This window comes from Streptococcus entericus DSM 14446 (genome assembly GCF_000380025.1).
Taxonomy (GTDB): domain Bacteria; phylum Bacillota; class Bacilli; order Lactobacillales; family Streptococcaceae; genus Streptococcus; species Streptococcus entericus.
The window spans coordinates 22,293-39,847 of sequence record NZ_KB904185.1; the positions used below are offsets into that span (position 1 = coordinate 22,293).

The following is a 17,555-nucleotide window of genomic DNA, read 5'->3' on the forward strand; positions in this document are numbered from 1 at the left end:
TAGCATGCAAGTTATCTTACAAGAAGAACAAGTAAATGAAATTCAACATCTCATTGGTCGTCTTATCGAAGATGAGATTGAAAAATTTAGAGAGGATAATGGAATAAATAGTCCATTTTTGAACAAAAAGCAAGCCTGTAACTATTTAGGTGTTTCAAATAATACTCTAGATACATGGATAATTCGAGGATTACCAGCAATTCGGGTTGGAAAAACCGTTCGCTTTGATAAAGGAGAGATTAGAAAGTGGATGAATCAATTACAATACTAGGAAGAGGTAAATATGGCTATCAAAAAATTGAAGACAGGAAGTTACCAACTGAAACTCTATATCCCACATGATATGCAGAAAAAACTAGGTATGGGACAATACTATGTCAAAAGATTTAAAACCAGAAAAGAAGCTAAGATGGCAGAATCTGAAATCCTACTAAAAATTTCTGATTTACGAGTTGGACGTGATGTAAACTTGTCGCAAAACGAAATGACATTCAAAGAGTTCTATGATAACTACTGGCTTGATGCCTATAAAGCAGGTCAGACTACAAATACCAATACTCCTCCTGTTACTAGCACAGTTTTTCAATCTGAAAATATGTTTAGACTACATATTCTACCTATGTTCGGTAAATATTCACTAAAATACCTTATGAGTAATAAACAATTAGTTCTGAACAGACTTACCAATAAAGCTAATGAATATGCCAATTTTAAAGTCATACGAAGCTATGTCAACTCCGTATTTGATTGGGCAGAGGAATTAGAAATGATAGAAGGAAATAGATTGAAAAAAAGTATTAGTCGTATAAAACCTGTTAAAAAAGTACAAATTGAACGAGCAAAAGACGAGGAGGAAATGTACTTGAATGGTCATGAATTGTCTCAATGGTTAAATGCCGTTGAAGAAGACCTGAGTAATGGCGACCTTACCTATATGGATTACGCCCTTTTCTACACAACTTTCCTCCTCTCAGACAGGAAATCTGAGACTTATGCACTTCAATGGAAACATATTGATTTTATTAACAATAAAATTTTTATTGTTCAGGCTCTAGATAGGTTCGGCAATGTCAAAGCTACCAAAGGTGAGAAGAAGACAAGTTTCATTGTTTCTAAATTTCTAATGACCATTCTTGAAAAATGGAAAGAAGAACAAAAATTAATCCTTAAAAGATACAAAATTCGGCAAACTAATAAACAGTTTGTCTTTACCTATGAAGATAGAAAAGGAGGTGTCAACAAGCGACTTCATATTGATTATTTAAATTATAGAATGAAATCAATAGAAAGACGTCACCCTGAGCTAGCTCATGCTACACCACATATGTTGCGTCACACAGGAGCTTCATTAGCCAAATTGGCAGGATATTCTCTCAGTCAAATTTCAGAAGCACTAACTCATAGCGATTCTGAGACTACTAAAAGCTATATTAATATCATTGAAACAATACCAAAAACAGTAGGTGAAATTGCTTTAGAAAATCTTCCTAAAAACCAGTAAGGCAAATATCAGGCAGTTTTTCAGGCAGTTTCTGAATTTTTGAATAAAAAAAGACACCCAAGATAAAACTCTTGAGTGCTTGAAACATTGATATATAGCCGATATTAACGTTTTGAAAATTGTGAAGCTTTACGAGCTTTCTTAAGACCTGGTTTTTGAGCCAGTCATTATACCTGTAAGCAACTGCTTTTATTTAAGCTAATTCTTGACCGTAATATATAGGCTACTTTTTATCTAATTTCAAATACTTTTATCGGTTTAGGGCAAAAAAATGGTGTAAAACTAACTAAAATCGAGTCAAAAATATCAAAATTTGCCCTAGTGGAATGCGATAAATTGTATAGCTTTAGTCAATAGTTATAGGACAAAGGGTATTAGTGAACTAGTGCCTTTTGTTGTGTGTCTATTGCAATACCAAAGCCCTCAACTATTGCGAGTAGTTAAGGGCTTTTTATGCTCAACCGTTTAATATTTTTCTCTTTTGTAAAGTACAGGTTGTCTGTTGACTGCTTTATACTTTGTAGCACAGTTTGTGCATTTGAAATTTGGAATATTATTGAAAAAGAGGAGTTGAAGTTTACCGTGTCTGCACTCTTTACAGTTTTCTTTTATATCATGAAGTGATAGTGTGTTCATGACATTAGCTGTCTCAATTGGAAAAGCTTTTGAGAGAAGAGCTATGAACCCAATACGATCAACTAAAATTACTCTGTCTGCAAAATCTTCAATAGTCTTTGGGTAAAAGTAAGATGTCGTCAGAAACATTCTACAGTCTTTATAATCTTCTGTATAGGCTACAAAATCTGATAAAGCACCTATTTTAATGCGGTCTTTTGTATTTTGAGGACTGTACGATTTGCATTGTATAACTAATATCGGCTTATCATCATCTTTATTTTGAAAAATCAGGACATCTTGCTTTTTATCATTGAACCCATCATTTATTTTGGTATGATATCCAAGTTGATTAAAAATATAGCTGACTAGCTGAACTAATTTTTTACCACCTTTATCTTCTTGTGAGCTTAGTACATCTAGGATTGTTTGTTCAATTATACTAGAGATGCCATTACTTGGTCTTCTTACTCTAATATCTTTAATATCCAATAGCTCTTGAAACGTCACTTTATTGTTAGTTGCTTTTGTTTCCGTAGGTTGATTTTGCTTTTTGAATAAAGCAAACATATTATATCCTCTTTTCTTTTTTGTTACGATTGTAGAACTGTTTTGACATTTCTTTAACAAGGTTTTCGTATCGGCTCGGAACTTGAGCAAATTTCATGTAACTGACATAGTTGAAAGTCTCGTCGATAGGGTATTCTTCATTGACAAGAGACATAAAATTGATAATTCTGTCTTTCTCAGCTTCATGTTCCAGATGGTGCGCATAGGTTGGAATTTGGCTGAGAATGTTATTGAGGTGGTCATTTTCATAGTGAGATAGTTCATGCAAAATAACATTGTAAGTCGTTAGATTATCGAGACTGTTATCAATAAACATTATAGGTTGACCGTTAACCTCTATCAGTCGACCAGGTTCGTCAAGACCGTTTAAGAAAATGACGGTGATGCCTTGTTTTTCGACTTGTTTTATAAGTTGCTTGACGTCCACCTAATCACCTTTCTTTGCAAAGTAGTCCTTTAAGAAATCGGTGATAATTTTCTTATCGTTATCAGTGATTGGTTTACCATCGTAGGCAACGGAGCGCTGAATGGCTTCTTCAATATCTTGTTCTAAACTATTTTTATAGTCAGTGTTGCCTAGCAAATAGTCCGTAGACACGTTGAAGAAGTTGGCTAGTTTGTCTAAGCTGTCAGAGTTAGGTGTCCGTTTTCCGCTTTCCCACTGCTGATACGAGGGCTGAGAAGTACTGAATTTTTCAGCCATATCTTTTTGAGTTAAACCAGCTTCTTTTCGTAAGGTTTTTAAGCGTTCGGTAAAGATAGGCTGTTTAGATAACTCGTTTTCTTGTTCAGCGTTTTTAACATCTGAAAGACCTAGTAAATAGTCCGTAGACACGTTGAAAAAACGTGCTAATTGTTCTACTGTAGGGAATATCGGCTCTCTTTTTCCGTTTTCCCAGTTTGAATAGGAGTTTTGACCAATTTTTAAAGAAGTAGCAATCTCTTTTTGAGTTAAACCAGCTTCTTTTCGTAAGGCTTTTAAACGTTCGGTAAACATCGAGTACCTCCTAAGTGTGATGTGATGATTGAAATAATATTCATAATTTGATATAATAGAAGAAAGGAGTGCTATCGTGAAAAAAATATTATCTGTTTTAGCTTTATTGCTGTCCGTTGTTTTTTTGGTTTCTTGCTCTAGTTCGCCGTCTGTTTCAGATAATATGGACGGTGAGTACTTTACTTATTCTAATAATTTAAATAAGATGAGAGAAGAGGTTGAAGTTATCGTTGAAGGCAATACTCTTACTTATTATTATGAGCCAAATGATAAATACTTATTTAGCATTGACAAGGAAAAACAAACCTTAACTGGTGGGGCTAGTGGCAAAACGGTTGCCTATACCTTTGATCGCGGTAAGCTGAGTTTTGCTTTTCTTGATTCAGTTAATGATTATTATTTGAAAGATTCTCCTGCTTATCAGGAGCTTTTGAAACAATCCAAATAGTGTAGCAGTGCAGCTAGAAAATTCTAGTTGCATTTTTAAATTTTTTTAGAAAAAACACTTGACACGTATATCTCATTGAGATATAATAGAAGTATCTCAACGGGATATTAAAGATTGGAGATGTCCTTTACAACTTTTTCAAAAAATGGAGGAGTTGCTGAATTTATTCAGTGGATAGCTGGTTTCCCTGATAAGTCACTTTACTATCAGAGGAAATCATATCCAAGTTAACATCATCTTTACGCTTTGAAAAAAGTAAATAATAACTTGTTTGAGGAGTGATTATTCACAAGAACATTGAAAACTAAATAAAAAGCACGCCAGCCGCAGAATGACTCTTGCTGACCAACGCACAAATAAAAATTGAACACTTTTATTATAAGCGTTTTATGTCAAAAAGTCAAATTTCGTAGGCTGGCTTGTGGATTGATTAGAGCTTGGTTATGAAAAAAAAAAGTCAAGAGGAAGACGGCCGAAACCGCGGCTATACCACTTGACATTGGTCTTTATTAGCCTAGCTAGTAGGCGACTATCCTCCTTTCTGTAGATTTGTTGAAATCCTTGGAGAAGTTTTCAGTTAAATTATACAACGAGGGACTAATTTTTTTCAACAGCCAAGTTCCAATCAGTCCACAATATTGCTAGGGTTTATGCTAGTTTTCCTGTGTAGAGCGAAAAACTAGAACTGCTGTGGAGACACGGAGGCCCTATCTGTTAAGAAACGTAGTGAGGCGGATAATACAGGTAGAACTATAGGCGGGCGGTGTGTGAGCTATTTTAGCTTGCTAATGGATAAGGTGAGATAAAGGTCTAATGGAGGTTTGTTAATTGAAGTTAGGGGCTGAAATCGTGACTTATCCGAACGAGTAAGAACGTTGTGAAACGTACCGAAAGGTTGAGTGTGCGAAGATACGAGCACGCATTTTAATATTGAAATGAACTGCCGATAGTAGAATCGGCTATTTATCTAGTCCTGAACCATCTAGGTTTCGTCCTGTTTAGGACTAGATGATTTAGAAAGACCAACAAAGACCTTGCTGGTCTTTTTAAGTTAGTCAAAACTTAGGAAAGGTAGTGTAAAAAATTGTAAAATCACATAAAAAGTGGTACAATATAAAGTACAACAAATAAAGGTGGTGAATACTATGGAAGCTGTGGCTTATTCAACGTTTCGTAAAGACTTACGATCCTATATGCGCCGTGTCAATGAAGATGTTGAACCCTTGATTGTAACAGCCAAAGATGTCGAAGATACAGTAGTTGTCTTATCTAAGAGGGACTATGATAGTATGCAAGAAACGCTGCGTGTTTTATCAAACAACTATTTGGTTGAAAAGTTAAAGCGTGGCGAGCAACAATTTAGAACTGCTGGCTTTCGTGAACATGATTTGATTGAGGTAGAGGAATGATAAAGGCTTGGTCAGATGATGCTTGGAAGGATTATCTTTATTGGCATGAGCAAGGCAATAAGCAAACAATCAAAAAAATCAATAAACTTATTAACGATATAGACCGTACTCCTTTTACAGGTATCGGAAAGCCTGAACCGCTTAAACACGACTTATCAGGATTGTGGTCTAGGCGTATTTCCGACGAGCATCGTCTTATTTATCGTGTTGAAAATGATACTATCTATATTTATTCTGCTAAAGACCATTATTAGTAGTAAATGCCATAGAGTTAGGAGAGTACAACGATGAAAGAATCATTTGGAGAAACAGTTCTTGAACTGTCTAAAGAAGACATGAAATTAAATCCTAAAAATCCCCTTGTCAGAATGTACGATGATGGTGATTTGATTGGCAAGTTTTCATTGAAAACTTTGGAGGTTGTAGAGAATATTGATTTAGCTGATTATGATATCCGCTTTGCTCAAAAGGAAATTAAGCGTAATCAAACAAATTGGCTTGAGACTTGGAGAGATTATGTGGGGATCTTGAATGCCTAGAAATAGTTTTGAAAAGTTTATTATTGAAATTCGTACGAATGAGCATAACCATAAAAGACAACGAGCGCACCTGCATATTTATATCCATGGTGAAGAAGTTGCCTCAATGTTTTTAGATGGTGAATTGCGAGATGGTTATCTCAAATCAAAAGACTACAAAAAAGTTGCCGAGTACGTGAGGCAAAATGCTGATCGTTATCAGATGATGTGGGACGAATTTCAAGACAGTGCATATTAAATGACAAGACTGGCAGTAGCTGGTCTTTTTTATTATAAAAGGAAAGGAAAAATATGGTTAATATATATCATTGCAATAGGTGTCATCAGCGTATTTTGGCGTTCAATGTCCAGCTAAAAGGCTGTTATGATTGTTCCAGTGAGCTGGTATTAGAAAATCGAGGAGGAGACAGTTATGTGGTTTCTCCTGTTGCTATTTAGTTTGTTGATTTGGATTGTATGGGCAATTGTTCATGTCGGTGTCAAATCAGAGTTGACAGTATTTAGAAAGTAGGTGTTTATTATCGCTACACAAGTTGTGAAAGGTGGTGGTGTTAAGGAAAAGTTGGAGCTTACCATTTGCTCTAAGAGCGGTTCTGGGGGTAGACAGGTGTTTGGAATTGCATTGCTGGCTGATAATCAGTTAGTACGTCTTCCAGTTTATCCATTTGTCACTCATGAAGAACGTTTAGATGCCCTTGAAGAGTTTGTCACTCTTTATAAATCGAAGTTGTTGGAGTTTTATTCTAAAGGACATCCGACTGATTTTGCACATTTTCTATATGGTTTTAATACTAAAAGAAAAGATGAGTTTAGGGCAGAATGGTTTAAAAAAGGGGTTTTAATTTATTAAGTTTTTGCTTGAGATAAAATAATTAGGAAGGGAAGACAATTTTTATGATAAGTATTTCTTTTATTTTTGGGAGGGAACCGCCGTTTTTTAAAATTATTGCATAAAAATATTATACAAACATAACTACTCTGATATTGAGTGGTTTTTTTATTTAGAAAGGAATACAATGGATAGAACGTTTTCACTTAGAAAATTTGGTAAAAATCTTGTTGCAGTTGCTATTGCAGGTCTATTATTTGGTGTAATGAATCATGTTAGTGCGGATACATGGGTCGCTAATAGTCCTGAACAAATCTACATTGGATTTGGTGATACAAGTTATACTTTGAAACCGGGTGACACTCTTTGGGCTATTGCGCAAAGGCTTAATTTAACTGTTGATTTTCTTGCGGAAGTCAACGGTATTAATCTTTCTTTGGGGGAGGAACGATATCTTCCAGTTGGGCGTGTGATTAGTTGGGATGTGAGTGACCAAGAAAAAATGTATCTTGATAAAGTAGTTAATCCTGTTACTTATACTCACGAAAACATTAAAACTGAACTAGCTGATTTGTATGAATTTAGCTATATTCCTGTTATATTTGAGGAAAGTACACTTGATCCATCTGGAGAAGAAGATGCGAGAAGCTTCCTTTCATTGTCTCAAAAGCCAATTTCAGAAAATCTTTCTGATTCTGAGTTTTCTCAAGAATTATTGGTAAATATCCTTGATTTTGGTGCAAAAGGTGATGGTGTGACAGATGACATTGATGCTTTTTATCGAGCGTTGGATTTTTTGAAATCTAGTTCTCAGACAAAAACTTTATTCATTCCTAAAACACAGCACTTTTATCGAGTAACAAGTCAGATTGAAGTAAACAAAGAATTAAGTGGTCTTAATATTCTTTCTGATGGGGCTTTAATTCGCTTGACTCAAAAAGCCCCTAGAGGTCATCTTCTTGGTTTCTTATCTAGTTCGGATAAGGAAGGTATTGATTATGAGGATGAGTCTGATTGGGTTAGTGATATTACTGTCCAAGGATTAAAGCTAGATGTTGCATTTAAGTCTGATGACTGGCATGATAATGCTTTAGGTGTTGCGAAAGGTAAAAATATTCTTTTTAAGGATATTGAAATTCTATCAACTCCTTTGGCAGGAGTGACAATTCAGCATTTTGGTAAAAATATTACAATGGATAATGTTCATGTCCGTCATGCTAAAAATGGTTTGACAATCACTTATGGAGATATTACCAATGTTTTGGTAAAAAACTCTACATTCAATAATAATGCTCAATCAGGCATTATTATTGAAACTAAAAATGATGGATATTATTCTGTCAATAATATTACACTTGATAATGTTGAAGCGAGTTCGAATGTTACTTCTGGTATGTTATTGAAAAATGCTTCTGATATTATTGTTTCTAATTTTTCGTCTAATGATAATGGTGAATTTGGGATACATGCTCAGGGTGTAAAAGATGTAACGTTTAAAGAGTCTGAAGTTACTGACAATGGTTTGGCTGGAATTGCTATTGTTGGTGGTTCTGAGAATATTATCGAAAATAGTCTTGTAATCAATAACAGTAAAGAAGATGCAAATAAACGTGGAAATTTATTTATTAATGGTAATGGTGTTACTGTTAATAGTGTGGATGCTTCCGAAGGTGTTCGTTCCGTTACGGATTGGTCTAAGGACAATCCAACTGTTTATTATGATAACAATTTTGAAGGTACAGAAAATCCTGTTTCTTCTGATATTTCAATTTCTGAACAAGCCAACACAGATCTTTCTTATAAGGATAATGAGGTTGGTTATAAAAATAATTAATGAGGTGAACTATGTTTAATAAATTTATGGAGACTAAATCAATTCAGCATAATCGTAAAGCTAAAGGAGGTCTTGTTGCTATGGCTCTTCTTGGCTCCGTTATTATTTCTTGTAATACTACAGCTTTAGCGGATGAGGTAACAACATCTGCTGTTACAGTAATCCAGCCTGAACCGCTAGTTTCATCTGTTGTAACCAATTCGGTTTCCGAAAATACAATGAATGAAGAGCCTGTAAGTGTTACAACTACTGAGGGGGTTGAGCTTCAAGTTTCTGGAGATATCTCAGTTGATTCCGTTGGCTCAGGAGAGTCTCGTTTTTCTGTTAATGTAAAGACTGAAGTTAAAGGTAACTTAAAAAGTGGAGATAGTGTTGATTATAACTTTTCTAATCTTCCTTTGGATTCTGAAACAGGCTTAGTTAATAAAGAGATTTTATCTGAAGATGGAGTTGTTATTGGAAATTTGTCAATAATTGATTCTTCTGATTTTATTCCGAATGAGCAACTCAATGCCTTGGAAAATAGTGATCCTGCTAAACAATCGGTTGATTTGGATTTTACAAGTATTGGTAAATTAAGGGTTACATTCAATGATAATGTTGTTAATTATCGTGATATTTCTTATGTGTTTGGTTATGATAATTCTCGATTTCTTCATTTAATTGCGAATAAAGATTATTCGTATGAATCAAGTATTAGTGTAGGTGATAAGATACTATCTTCGACTATTGTAGAAGTTCCTAAAGTTGATTTTACTAATGCAACTTCTAAAATAGAGGAAGGTTCAGGAGGTTCGAGTGCACGTGTATCTAGTAACGGTTCAAAGGTTGAAGGTGAAAGATATTATTATGTGCTTTATACAGATTCTTCTAAGCCTGTTTTAGCTGGTACTAATTTATTTTTTGATTTAGATGCTAGCTCTGGTATTTTGTTTGATGCTTCTAAATTAAAAGTTGGTGATGTTCTTTCTGCGACTAACTCTCGTGGATTATATGAAAATAGCCAGATTAATCCTCAAGGTGTTGTTTTGACTAAAGTTGTTAAGGGGCAGTTTGAAGTTGTTGCTGTAGCACCAAGGCGTATTGCCTTAAAAGTATTGAATGATATTGATGTATCTGGTACTTTTTCTATTGATTTGGGTAAGGTTATGCAGCTGGTTGATAGTTCTGAAAAGACTTTAGATATTCAAAATAAAAAAATTATTGGACTTTCTACTACTGGTACAATTGCTTATACCGATGGCTCAAATGTGACTAATAAATTCAGGCATTATATTAATTTAGTTGGTGATAAAGTAAATTCTTCTGCTCTTATGATTCCTCGTTCAAATGTTTATGTTGAGCATGTTTCTGAAGACGGTAGAATATTGAAGGCTAAGGCTAATGTTTTGCGCGATGTTAATGTTGGTACTGCTTACTCAACCTCTGAGTTGACCCCAGATGAATTGAAAGTTTTGTCTCCTGATCCTAAAATTGTTGAGACAGATGATAAGATTGAAACAATTACTTATTCTTATAAGTTAGTAGAAATCCCTTCAAATTTTAGTGGTAATTCTTCTTTAGACGACATTCTTGTTAAATATATTTATCGTCTTAATGAAACTGTTAAAACAGTTATGAAGCGTGGTTCTGTTACAGTTGAGCACGTTACTGAAGATGGTAAAGTGCTTAAAACAAAAACTGATGTTAAGCGTGATGATGTTGTTGGGACAGACTATGCTGTTACTGAATTGACTAGTGAAGAGCTGAGGGCTTTAACTCCTGTAGATAAAGTTGTTGAGACTGATTCTAAAATTGTTATAACATCTTATTCTTATGAGCTTGTAAGAGTTCCAGAAAATGCTGTTGGTAAAGTTGTTGAAGGGGAAACTTCAGTTAAATTTATTTATCAACTTGTCGAAAATGTTGTTGAGAAGTCTAAAAATCCACAAACACCACAAACACCAGAGAAACCAGTACCGTCAAATACTCCTCGTCTTCCTGAGACAGGAGAAGGAGGAAGCTTATTTACGGTTCTAGCAGGTGCATTGAGCAGTATTTTAGGTTTACTTGGTTTTGGTCGTAAGAAAGATTAATTATTGCATTTCTCAAGGCTAGTAGTGGAATCTAGCCTTGAGCTTATTATTTGAAAGGAAAAAATTTATGTTACAAGAAACATTGGTATTGAAAGACGACTTTTTGGGAACTTTTTATTATGAAGGGCGTGGGCAAGCGCCTCGAACAGTAAATGGTAAGGCTGGGAAGTATGCTAGACATATTGTCAACAGTGAGCGTCATGGTGTTGTACATATCATCACTGATGATACAGCTGATGTTATTCCATTTGATGCACAGGTTAGGGTTGTAGGGGGACTTCTTTATCCAGATTATGCTTTAAATGGTCGAAATGTTGCCCCTGCTCTTAACGTATTGGCTAAAAAACTTGAAATTATGAAAGGTGGTAATTAAACATGGCAAAGATTGGATTAGACTTCGGTGAAAAAGTAGAGATTGGCGGAAAATCTTATCGTGGATTAAGTCAAGCTATTGACGTGGCAGCTGCTTTAGGTGAGCTTCGCTTTGGAAAAATTGAAGGCGATGAGATTGTTTACGAAGAACAGGTTGAAAACGGTCGTACGGTCTCTGTTAACACAGGAGAAATTCGTGGGGTGACGATTTCTGCGACATCAATGACACAAGAAGGGACTGTTTTTATCTTATTGACAGAAATGACAAAAAATGATGTAGAAAGTCTTGGACTAAAACATCGTGAACCTGTGTCATTAGAACACCTAGACATGACTTATTCGTCTATTGATGGTCGTGACATTTACAATCTATTTGCGACTAGGGTCATGAAGAAGGCAACTAATCAACCTGGTCAAAATCATCAAAAACCAGACGAAAAATCTGACAAGCCAAACAAATAAGGGGGTAGCTAATGCTTCGTAGGCTTTTTCCTTATCGAGGTATTCGTGTCCGTTCTTTTTACAAAAACATCAAGGCGATAACTTATTTTGTTATGTTATCGCCTGTTTTGTTTGGCATCGCAGGCTTTGCTTGGTTAAATCAAGATTTAGTCACTAAACAACCTCTTTTTTATGGTTCATTGTTGGCAGGCTTATTACTTAGTAGCATGTTGATGTTGTTTTTTATTCAAAAACAGCTCTATCATTCTATATTGTTTTTTAATCGCTTGGATAATCTGGAAGTGATAACTAATTTCTTGATTAATAATGGTTATTATATTGCTAAAAAAACCAACGGTAGAGAGAGTATTAAGCTACCCAAAGTCTATCTTAAGCGTAACCGATATTTTCTTGATGTCACTTTTATTTTACGAGGCAATAAGTTTCAAGATCGCTTTTTACGTTTAGGAAGTGACCTTGAAATCATGTTTGATGGTGACTTTATGGCTAAAAACTTTACTAAAGGCTTTGTCACGTACACTATCGCTATTGACCAGTTTTCTGGGCGTATTAATGTTTCAGACGTTAAGATGACTGATAAAGGTCTACGTTTGATGGCTGATGTTTATTGGGACTTCAATGAACAGCCACATTTGTTGGTCTCTGGTGGTACTGGCGGCGGTAAAACCGTTAGCTTAATGTCTTTGATTTACGGCTTAATCAAGATTGGTCATGTTTGGATTGCTGATCCCAAAAAATCGGATTTTGTTGGTCTTAAGGATATTCCAGTTTTTCATAATCGTGTTTTTTGGGAAAAAGATGACATGGTTCAAATGTTAGCGGATGCTGTTCAATTTATGAATCAACGCTATTTGCAGATGACACAGCATCCAGAGTATCAGGCAGGGAAACGTTACTCTGCTTATGGTTTTAAACCTCTTTTTCTTATTTTTGATGAATGGGCCGCTCTCATGGCAGAACTTGAAAAAGACTATAAAATCCGAGAAGCAGTTATTGACTACTTAACTCAAATTGTCCTGAAAGGTCGTCAGGCTGGGGTCTTTATGGTTGTTGCGATGCAACGTGCAGACGGTGAGTATATTAAAACTTCTTTAAGAGATAATTTTATGAAACGTTTGTCTGTTGGGCATCTTGAGGATTCTGGTTATGTGATGATGTATGGTGATGCCAACCGTAATAAAGAATTTAAGAAAATTGATGAAATTGACGGTAAAAAAGTTTACGGACGTGGGTACATTGCTAATGCTGGAGAAATTGCTCGTGAGTTTTATTCTCCGTATGTACCATTTGAGAAGGGCTTTTCTTTTGTTGATGAGTTTGCGAAGGTAGAACCGCTTGAGCCGATTTGGACAGAGCAAACTAGTCAATCAAATTCTAATCAGCCCTATCTTCCTCATCAGTCTGAAGAAGATTTTAGCGATTTCGAAGAAACTGAAGATGTCGAAACGATTGATATGACTGTATTGTCAAAACAACTTGGTAAAAAACCTCAAGTTATTCGCCATCTTATTGGCTTAATGGAAGAGGGAGAATATTACCAGTTTTTGATGGTAGATGGCAAGTATCAATTTTCTGAAGCGGATAGTGTTGTTTTAGGCTCTCTTTTTAGCCAAAAAGAGACTTTTGATGGCACTTGGAAAGACCTCTTGTCCCTTTATTTTGGGGAGAAGTAGGTGGCAAGGTATATTTATCTCCTTGCTAGAGGTAGTAGTGCTAGTGGCAAGTGGCAATCGAGGGCGAAGCCCTCGTGCCGACACGCCGCCACAGCAACTGCTATTTCTAGCAAGGGGATAAGGATTAACCCCCCAATTTCTAATAGGGGGGTAGAAAATCAAAAAAACACGAAGTCAGACCCCGTAAACGTAGGTGGGACAAGGGATTTGCCCGCTTCGACGTTGTATTACTTTTGCCAAAAAAGCGTATGACTTTTTCGGCTAAAAAGGAGGAAAAATGCCAAAAGATAGGTTAGTTGATAGAAAGCATTTAATCGCTTTGCGAAAAGATAAAATTAGGGTTACTCAACATGAATTCTCTGAGCTAATCGATTTACCAGTAGCGACTATTCGAGCTTACGAACAAGGTAAGAGGTTGCTGACAGCTGATAAGTTTCGTGACATCAAACAAAGACTGGGTTATTTAGATTCTAGCTCTGGGAGTTTACGCATCATGATTGACTATGTGCGCTTAACATTTAAGCACGTTACCGATTTAGACTTCTTCTGTCAAACGTATCTTTACTGTCCGCTATCAGACTTTGTCAGTGTTGAGACTAAACTGATGAAGTATTCTAACTTGTGGCGACGAGGAGACATCTGGATATTTGATTATGCAGATAAGACGAAGACAGGTAACTATCAAATCACGGTGCAACTATCTGGTGCAGGTTGTCGTCAGTTTGAATTGTTGTTAGAACGTGAAAACAAGACTTGGTTACAAGCACTACAGAAAATGGCTTTTGAGCGCTCGGATATGAAGGTTACTCGCATTGACTTAGCTCTTGATGAACTCTATAAGGGTTATGATCATGAAGAAGAACATCTTCAACTGTCAGACTTGATTTCCAAAGTCTATAAAAAAGAGCTGACACACGGCCGACTTAGAAAATGGAATTTTATCGGTGGAGGTGCTCTTGGTTCTGATGACGAGGTCGATGATAGTAGTGAAGGTATATCGATTTACTTTGGTAGTCGACAGAGCAACTGCTATTTTAACTTTTACGAGAAGCGTTATGAGTTGGCACAGAAAGAGCGTATGACGGTTATTGAAGCCTTGGAGGTCTTTGGGATTTGGAATCGCTATGAAATTCGTATGAGCCAGTCAGTTGCTCATGGCTGGGTAGAAGAATTTATTTCAGGTGTGCCCTTAGAAGATTTATCCAAAGGAATTATCTCTAAAAGCTTAGAATTTTATGACAGTACGAACGATTACGGTGCATATTTGCCAGACGATAAATGGCAGTCTTTGTTTGGTGGTGTTGAACCTGTCAATTTAGCAGTCTCTCCAGAGCCATATTCTTTAGAAAAGACGATAAAATGGCTCATTTATCAAGTTTCAAATTCGCTACGTTTAATTGAAGAAGCTGATAAGGTGATGAATACAGCTTATTTGGACATTGTGCTGGAGGCTGGTGAGTTGACGGAGGAGGCTGAAACGATTTTAGCACAGTTATCTCCATCAGATGCCGATTATTTACGAGAACGGTTGGCAGAGTATGCAAGTTGATCCCATTGAAACATACTTAGCGACTAACATTGACCAGCTCGATTTAATTATTCATCAAGTAGTGTCTCTATTACCTGATGCTTATTTTTATAAATCAGAGTTGAGGTCAACCGACTTTGTAGCTCGTCGTCAAAGCTTGGATTTGTTAAGCCAAAAAAGTCGCTCATTAGCTTATAAAGGCGATAAGTCCATTAAGTACACTTACAAAAAAGAGGTGAAAGACTACGAAATAGCATTAGCAAAGGAAGCTGAAAAACAGCGCTCTAATTTTTTGACAACACTGTTGTCAGAAACAGACGATGTTAAGGCTGCTTGTCTCTATAATTTAATCAGTTACTATCGCTTGTTAAAGCACTTAAGAACATTTAATCGGTAGTTATCAAATATCACAAGGAGTTTAATCATGAAAATCAGAAGCCCACCACCCTATCAAAGTTAAAGATTTGTTATAGGATTATTTTAGAAATTAAAGAAAGATAAAAGGTGATAAAAATGGCACAACGTACCGATGCTGATAAAAAATTGCTACATGTTGCTCAGGAGTTTTCAACTTGCTTGACCTCAAGAAACTATGATGAGGCTTGGACGAAAGCTGGAGAGCTGAATGAATTGCTTAAAGAAAAAAATCGTGAGGGGTTGACTTTGCCACCTTATATGGTTGATATGCTTGCTCAACATTTGAAGTCCTACTATTATCAGAATAATGTTGTCTCTAAAGCTCGTAAAGTGATGAGTGCAATTGGTCATAAAGTTGCTGAATTTAACTAATTTTATGTGGAGGTAAGGTGCTAGTTTCCTTACCTCTTTTTTATTTAAGGAGGACGTTATGTCAGTTACAGTTGTTTATGATTTTTACAGTGAAGTCTGTGAAAATACGATGTATGGTCAGCATTTCTTAGAACTTCCAGAAGAAATGATTGATCGCTTAGATGATTATTTTGATGGTCTTGAAATTCCGACAGCAGGTGGTATTCACCCAAACAATGTTTATGTCAATAGCTATACGATTGAAAACGATAGGGAGGTTGCCACTTTTTGGACAAAGCTGATAGACGAGGATGACTATGATCGACTTGAAGCTCAAGGTCAATTAGAGAGCTGGTTAGATTATCATCGCAATGAGATTGAAGAACGTCTCAGTGATAGGGTATATGTTTTAGGTTATGTCTCAGGTGAGTGGCATTTTTTACAGTGAGGAGGTAACTTATGATCCAGATTTACATTGATCTCCCAGACTTTAAACGTTGGTATAGTCTGCCAATTACTCCTGAAGCAATTGTAGAAGATATTGAAAATCCTGTGACCAGAAAACAGTTTTTAGCACAAGGAACTGATTATGAGATTAGTCGGTATACCATCTACGATGTTGAGCATACTGAATCTTTTTATCTCTATCAGTTTCAACACGCTTTTGAGGTGCTGCAAAAATTTGATTTTGTTCCAAGGTATATTGAAGCATTCTTTGAATTTTTCCATGTGACTGATGTTGAGATGTTAGAAACAGTACAATTTTACGACAGTCGTGAAGAGGTTGTTGAACGTATAGCTGAAAATCTCGGTTTAATGGATATTAGGTTATTTAACGCAAATGTCTATTATTACCTTGATGATGAACTTATTTTACGTGACTTTTTCGATGGCTCTTATGAAGCTCGAAATGATGTTATTTTTGAATTTATCTAAGGAGGCAAACGATGGAATTTTATGCTACTATTAAAGAACTTGGAACAGGGAAAATCGTTCATATTGATTTTCCAACATCACTTGAGGAAGTAGCTGCAAAACTTGGTTTGGAAGATGACCGCTTTGAGTATATTATCGTGGATTCATCTAGTCATTTAATCTCTGAACACGATTCAATCGAGATGCTTAATCGGTTTTATGAGTTAGCTGAAACAACAGATGACGACTTAGTTGAAGCAGTTCATGAGGTCTTAGGTTATAAGGCTAAAGACTTTGTAGCTTATGACTTCAATTTTGAGGATTGTAGCCTATTACCTGATGTCAACAGTCAACGAGAACTTGGTGAGTATTGGGTTGATCAGCTTGGCTTTTCAAATATTCCCAGAGAAGTTCTTGAATTTCATTTTGACCATGAGGGCTATGGCCGAGATATTGACCTTGAAAATCAAGGTGGCTTCTCTAGCAAAGGCTATCTTCAAATTAATTAGCATTATCGGTGAACTATGATTGCAACTATTCGAACTCACGCTAACGGTAATAGCCATTATTTATGTGATTTGGACTTAATGAAGTTCTCCGAGGAACAGGTAAGAGAACGGATGCGTGAAAGAGGTATCAGCGATGATGCCTTTTTCATTTGTGGTTTTAAGGATTGGGGTATTGATAGCATCCTTAGTCTGAGAGAAGCCTATATGTTGAAACTCCAAATCGAGCATTTGTATGATGGTGACGATTATCTTATTCGCTTTATGTTGCGGTCGCGTAAAAGTCTGTATGATATAGAAACTCATTATTACAAGTTTTTCTCAAAAGATGAGCTGGCGGTTATGCAACATTTGCTAAAGCATGCAGAAACAGCACCTCTCTTGGAAGCTTTCTTTAGAGCGGGTTCGTGGGTTAATTTTATGTTAGCCTATGTTGAAGCAGGTTACATCTTAAATACTCCTCGTGGGTTTTATCTCGATGGAAATGTGTTTAAGATTTAATGTTTAGACGAAG

Annotated in this window: 23 protein-coding genes and 1 pseudogene; 20 read left to right on the forward strand and 4 right to left on the reverse strand. The window is 35.9% G+C overall.

Features of this window, described 5'->3' with window-relative positions; all coding sequences use genetic code 11:
• Positions 1 to 4 precede the first annotated feature (4 nt).
• Together A3GW_RS0109515 and A3GW_RS0109520 are read left to right on the forward strand one after the other, a co-directional pair.
• Positions 5 to 271 carry an excisionase family DNA-binding protein gene (locus A3GW_RS0109515; protein ID WP_018369058.1) on the forward strand — a complete coding sequence of 89 codons (267 nt, stop codon included), beginning with the start codon at positions 5 to 7 and terminating at the stop codon, positions 269 to 271.
• Positions 272 to 283: 12 nt separating this feature from the next.
• Positions 284 to 1,501, forward strand: coding sequence for a site-specific integrase (locus A3GW_RS0109520; RefSeq protein ID WP_018369059.1), 1,218 nt, complete (start codon positions 284 to 286; stop codon positions 1,499 to 1,501).
• A 465-nt stretch (positions 1,502 to 1,966) separates the two neighbouring features.
• On the opposite strand, the gene A3GW_RS11100 is transcribed toward A3GW_RS0109520, so the two are convergent.
• The 4 genes and pseudogenes from A3GW_RS11100 to A3GW_RS12105 all read right to left on the reverse strand — a co-directional run.
• On the reverse strand, positions 1,967 to 2,686 hold the full coding sequence (locus tag A3GW_RS11100; protein ID WP_018369060.1) for a restriction endonuclease: 720 nt from the start codon (positions 2,684 to 2,686) through the stop codon (positions 1,967 to 1,969).
• A gap of 1 nt (position 2,687) precedes the next feature.
• Complete coding sequence (locus A3GW_RS0109530) at positions 2,688 to 3,113, reverse strand: ImmA/IrrE family metallo-endopeptidase (RefSeq protein ID WP_018369061.1); 426 nt, start codon at positions 3,111 to 3,113, stop codon at positions 2,688 to 2,690.
• The gene (locus A3GW_RS11735) at positions 3,114 to 3,446 is read right to left on the reverse strand and encodes a helix-turn-helix domain-containing protein (RefSeq protein ID WP_026216688.1); all 333 of its coding nucleotides are present in this window, start codon (positions 3,444 to 3,446) and stop codon (positions 3,114 to 3,116) included.
• Positions 3,447 to 3,557: 111 nt separating this feature from the next.
• Positions 3,558 to 3,683: pseudogene (locus A3GW_RS12105) on the reverse strand (helix-turn-helix domain-containing protein); the annotation flags it as partial.
• A gap of 76 nt (positions 3,684 to 3,759) precedes the next feature.
• Here A3GW_RS12105 and A3GW_RS0109545 point away from each other — a divergent pair.
• The 18 genes from A3GW_RS0109545 (at position 3,760) to A3GW_RS0109635 (ending at position 17,542) form a co-directional block, all read left to right on the forward strand.
• Positions 3,760 to 4,131, forward strand: a complete 372-nt coding sequence (locus A3GW_RS0109545) for a hypothetical protein (protein WP_018369063.1) — start codon at positions 3,760 to 3,762, stop codon at positions 4,129 to 4,131.
• 1,145 nt (positions 4,132 to 5,276) lie between these two features.
• Positions 5,277 to 5,540 (forward strand): type II toxin-antitoxin system Phd/YefM family antitoxin, encoded by a 264-nt coding sequence (locus tag A3GW_RS0109550; protein WP_018369064.1) that lies wholly within the window; start codon positions 5,277 to 5,279, stop codon positions 5,538 to 5,540.
• Positions 5,537 to 5,794 (forward strand): Txe/YoeB family addiction module toxin, encoded by a 258-nt coding sequence (locus A3GW_RS0109555; RefSeq protein ID WP_018369065.1) that lies wholly within the window; start codon positions 5,537 to 5,539, stop codon positions 5,792 to 5,794. Before A3GW_RS0109550 ends, A3GW_RS0109555 begins: the two co-directional genes overlap by 4 nt.
• A 33-nt stretch (positions 5,795 to 5,827) precedes the next feature.
• Positions 5,828 to 6,079 (forward strand): hypothetical protein, encoded by a 252-nt coding sequence (locus A3GW_RS0109560; RefSeq protein ID WP_018369066.1) that lies wholly within the window; start codon positions 5,828 to 5,830, stop codon positions 6,077 to 6,079.
• Positions 6,072 to 6,317, forward strand: a complete 246-nt coding sequence (locus A3GW_RS0109565) for a DUF4160 domain-containing protein (RefSeq protein ID WP_018369067.1) — start codon at positions 6,072 to 6,074, stop codon at positions 6,315 to 6,317. Before A3GW_RS0109560 ends, A3GW_RS0109565 begins: the two co-directional genes overlap by 8 nt.
• 273 nt (positions 6,318 to 6,590) lie before the next feature.
• Complete coding sequence (locus A3GW_RS0109575) at positions 6,591 to 6,929, forward strand: hypothetical protein (RefSeq protein WP_018369069.1); 339 nt, start codon at positions 6,591 to 6,593, stop codon at positions 6,927 to 6,929.
• Positions 6,930 to 7,095: 166 nt separating this feature from the next.
• On the forward strand, positions 7,096 to 8,742 hold the full coding sequence (locus tag A3GW_RS0109580; RefSeq protein ID WP_018369070.1) for a right-handed parallel beta-helix repeat-containing protein: 1,647 nt from the start codon (positions 7,096 to 7,098) through the stop codon (positions 8,740 to 8,742).
• A gap of 11 nt (positions 8,743 to 8,753) precedes the next feature.
• A complete protein-coding gene (locus A3GW_RS0109585; RefSeq protein WP_018369071.1) occupies positions 8,754 to 10,817 on the forward strand; it encodes a MucBP domain-containing protein in 2,064 nt (687 codons plus the stop codon).
• A gap of 67 nt (positions 10,818 to 10,884) precedes the next feature.
• On the forward strand, positions 10,885 to 11,190 hold the full coding sequence (locus tag A3GW_RS0109590; protein ID WP_018369072.1) for a hypothetical protein: 306 nt from the start codon (positions 10,885 to 10,887) through the stop codon (positions 11,188 to 11,190).
• Positions 11,191 to 11,192: 2 nt separating this feature from the next.
• The gene (locus A3GW_RS0109595) at positions 11,193 to 11,651 is read left to right on the forward strand and encodes a hypothetical protein (RefSeq protein ID WP_018369073.1); all 459 of its coding nucleotides are present in this window, start codon (positions 11,193 to 11,195) and stop codon (positions 11,649 to 11,651) included.
• An 11-nt stretch (positions 11,652 to 11,662) separates the two neighbouring features.
• Entirely contained in the window at positions 11,663 to 13,324 is a 1,662-nt protein-coding gene (locus A3GW_RS0109600) for an FtsK/SpoIIIE domain-containing protein (RefSeq protein WP_018369074.1), read from the forward strand.
• Between the two features lie 277 nt (positions 13,325 to 13,601).
• Entirely contained in the window at positions 13,602 to 14,873 is a 1,272-nt protein-coding gene (locus tag A3GW_RS0109605; RefSeq protein WP_018369075.1) for a replication initiation factor domain-containing protein, read from the forward strand.
• Complete coding sequence (locus tag A3GW_RS0109610; protein ID WP_018369076.1) at positions 14,830 to 15,249, forward strand: hypothetical protein; 420 nt, start codon at positions 14,830 to 14,832, stop codon at positions 15,247 to 15,249. The genes A3GW_RS0109605 and A3GW_RS0109610 overlap by 44 nt, the downstream gene beginning before the upstream one ends.
• A gap of 116 nt (positions 15,250 to 15,365) precedes the next feature.
• The gene (locus A3GW_RS0109615) at positions 15,366 to 15,641 is read left to right on the forward strand and encodes a hypothetical protein (protein ID WP_018369077.1); all 276 of its coding nucleotides are present in this window, start codon (positions 15,366 to 15,368) and stop codon (positions 15,639 to 15,641) included.
• A 58-nt stretch (positions 15,642 to 15,699) separates the two neighbouring features.
• Positions 15,700 to 16,068 carry a hypothetical protein gene (locus A3GW_RS0109620; protein WP_018369078.1) on the forward strand — a complete coding sequence of 123 codons (369 nt, stop codon included), beginning with the start codon at positions 15,700 to 15,702 and terminating at the stop codon, positions 16,066 to 16,068.
• A gap of 11 nt (positions 16,069 to 16,079) precedes the next feature.
• Positions 16,080 to 16,556, forward strand: coding sequence for a hypothetical protein (locus tag A3GW_RS0109625; protein ID WP_018369079.1), 477 nt, complete (start codon positions 16,080 to 16,082; stop codon positions 16,554 to 16,556).
• A gap of 11 nt (positions 16,557 to 16,567) precedes the next feature.
• Positions 16,568 to 17,044 (forward strand): antirestriction protein ArdA, encoded by a 477-nt coding sequence (locus A3GW_RS0109630; protein WP_018369080.1) that lies wholly within the window; start codon positions 16,568 to 16,570, stop codon positions 17,042 to 17,044.
• Between the two features lie 15 nt (positions 17,045 to 17,059).
• Complete coding sequence (locus tag A3GW_RS0109635; protein WP_026216690.1) at positions 17,060 to 17,542, forward strand: hypothetical protein; 483 nt, start codon at positions 17,060 to 17,062, stop codon at positions 17,540 to 17,542.
• Positions 17,543 to 17,555 lie beyond the last annotated feature (13 nt).

What these genes read in the sequence shown, in the direction of transcription:
- A3GW_RS0109515 (WP_018369058.1), top strand. Translation starts at nt 5, where the DNA reads ATGCAAGTTATCTTACAAGAAGAACAAGTAAATGAAATTCAACATCTC.
- A3GW_RS0109520 (WP_018369059.1), top strand. Translation starts at nt 284, where the DNA reads ATGGCTATCAAAAAATTGAAGACAGGAAGTTACCAACTGAAACTCTAT.
- A3GW_RS11100 (WP_018369060.1), bottom strand. Translation starts at nt 2,686, where the DNA reads ATGTTTGCTTTATTCAAAAAGCAAAATCAACCTACGGAAACAAAAGCA.
- A3GW_RS0109550 (WP_018369064.1), top strand. Translation starts at nt 5,277, where the DNA reads ATGGAAGCTGTGGCTTATTCAACGTTTCGTAAAGACTTACGATCCTAT.
- A3GW_RS0109555 (WP_018369065.1), top strand. Translation starts at nt 5,537, where the DNA reads ATGATAAAGGCTTGGTCAGATGATGCTTGGAAGGATTATCTTTATTGG.
- A3GW_RS0109560 (WP_018369066.1), top strand. Translation starts at nt 5,828, where the DNA reads ATGAAAGAATCATTTGGAGAAACAGTTCTTGAACTGTCTAAAGAAGAC.
- A3GW_RS0109565 (WP_018369067.1), top strand. Translation starts at nt 6,072, where the DNA reads ATGCCTAGAAATAGTTTTGAAAAGTTTATTATTGAAATTCGTACGAAT.
- A3GW_RS0109580 (WP_018369070.1), top strand. Translation starts at nt 7,096, where the DNA reads ATGGATAGAACGTTTTCACTTAGAAAATTTGGTAAAAATCTTGTTGCA.
- A3GW_RS0109585 (WP_018369071.1), top strand. Translation starts at nt 8,754, where the DNA reads ATGTTTAATAAATTTATGGAGACTAAATCAATTCAGCATAATCGTAAA.
- A3GW_RS0109590 (WP_018369072.1), top strand. Translation starts at nt 10,885, where the DNA reads ATGTTACAAGAAACATTGGTATTGAAAGACGACTTTTTGGGAACTTTT.
- A3GW_RS0109595 (WP_018369073.1), top strand. Translation starts at nt 11,193, where the DNA reads ATGGCAAAGATTGGATTAGACTTCGGTGAAAAAGTAGAGATTGGCGGA.
- A3GW_RS0109600 (WP_018369074.1), top strand. Translation starts at nt 11,663, where the DNA reads ATGCTTCGTAGGCTTTTTCCTTATCGAGGTATTCGTGTCCGTTCTTTT.
- A3GW_RS0109605 (WP_018369075.1), top strand. Translation starts at nt 13,602, where the DNA reads ATGCCAAAAGATAGGTTAGTTGATAGAAAGCATTTAATCGCTTTGCGA.
- A3GW_RS0109610 (WP_018369076.1), top strand. Translation starts at nt 14,830, where the DNA reads ATGCCGATTATTTACGAGAACGGTTGGCAGAGTATGCAAGTTGATCCC.
- A3GW_RS0109615 (WP_018369077.1), top strand. Translation starts at nt 15,366, where the DNA reads ATGGCACAACGTACCGATGCTGATAAAAAATTGCTACATGTTGCTCAG.
- A3GW_RS0109620 (WP_018369078.1), top strand. Translation starts at nt 15,700, where the DNA reads ATGTCAGTTACAGTTGTTTATGATTTTTACAGTGAAGTCTGTGAAAAT.
- A3GW_RS0109625 (WP_018369079.1), top strand. Translation starts at nt 16,080, where the DNA reads ATGATCCAGATTTACATTGATCTCCCAGACTTTAAACGTTGGTATAGT.
- A3GW_RS0109630 (WP_018369080.1), top strand. Translation starts at nt 16,568, where the DNA reads ATGGAATTTTATGCTACTATTAAAGAACTTGGAACAGGGAAAATCGTT.
- A3GW_RS0109635 (WP_026216690.1), top strand. Translation starts at nt 17,060, where the DNA reads ATGATTGCAACTATTCGAACTCACGCTAACGGTAATAGCCATTATTTA.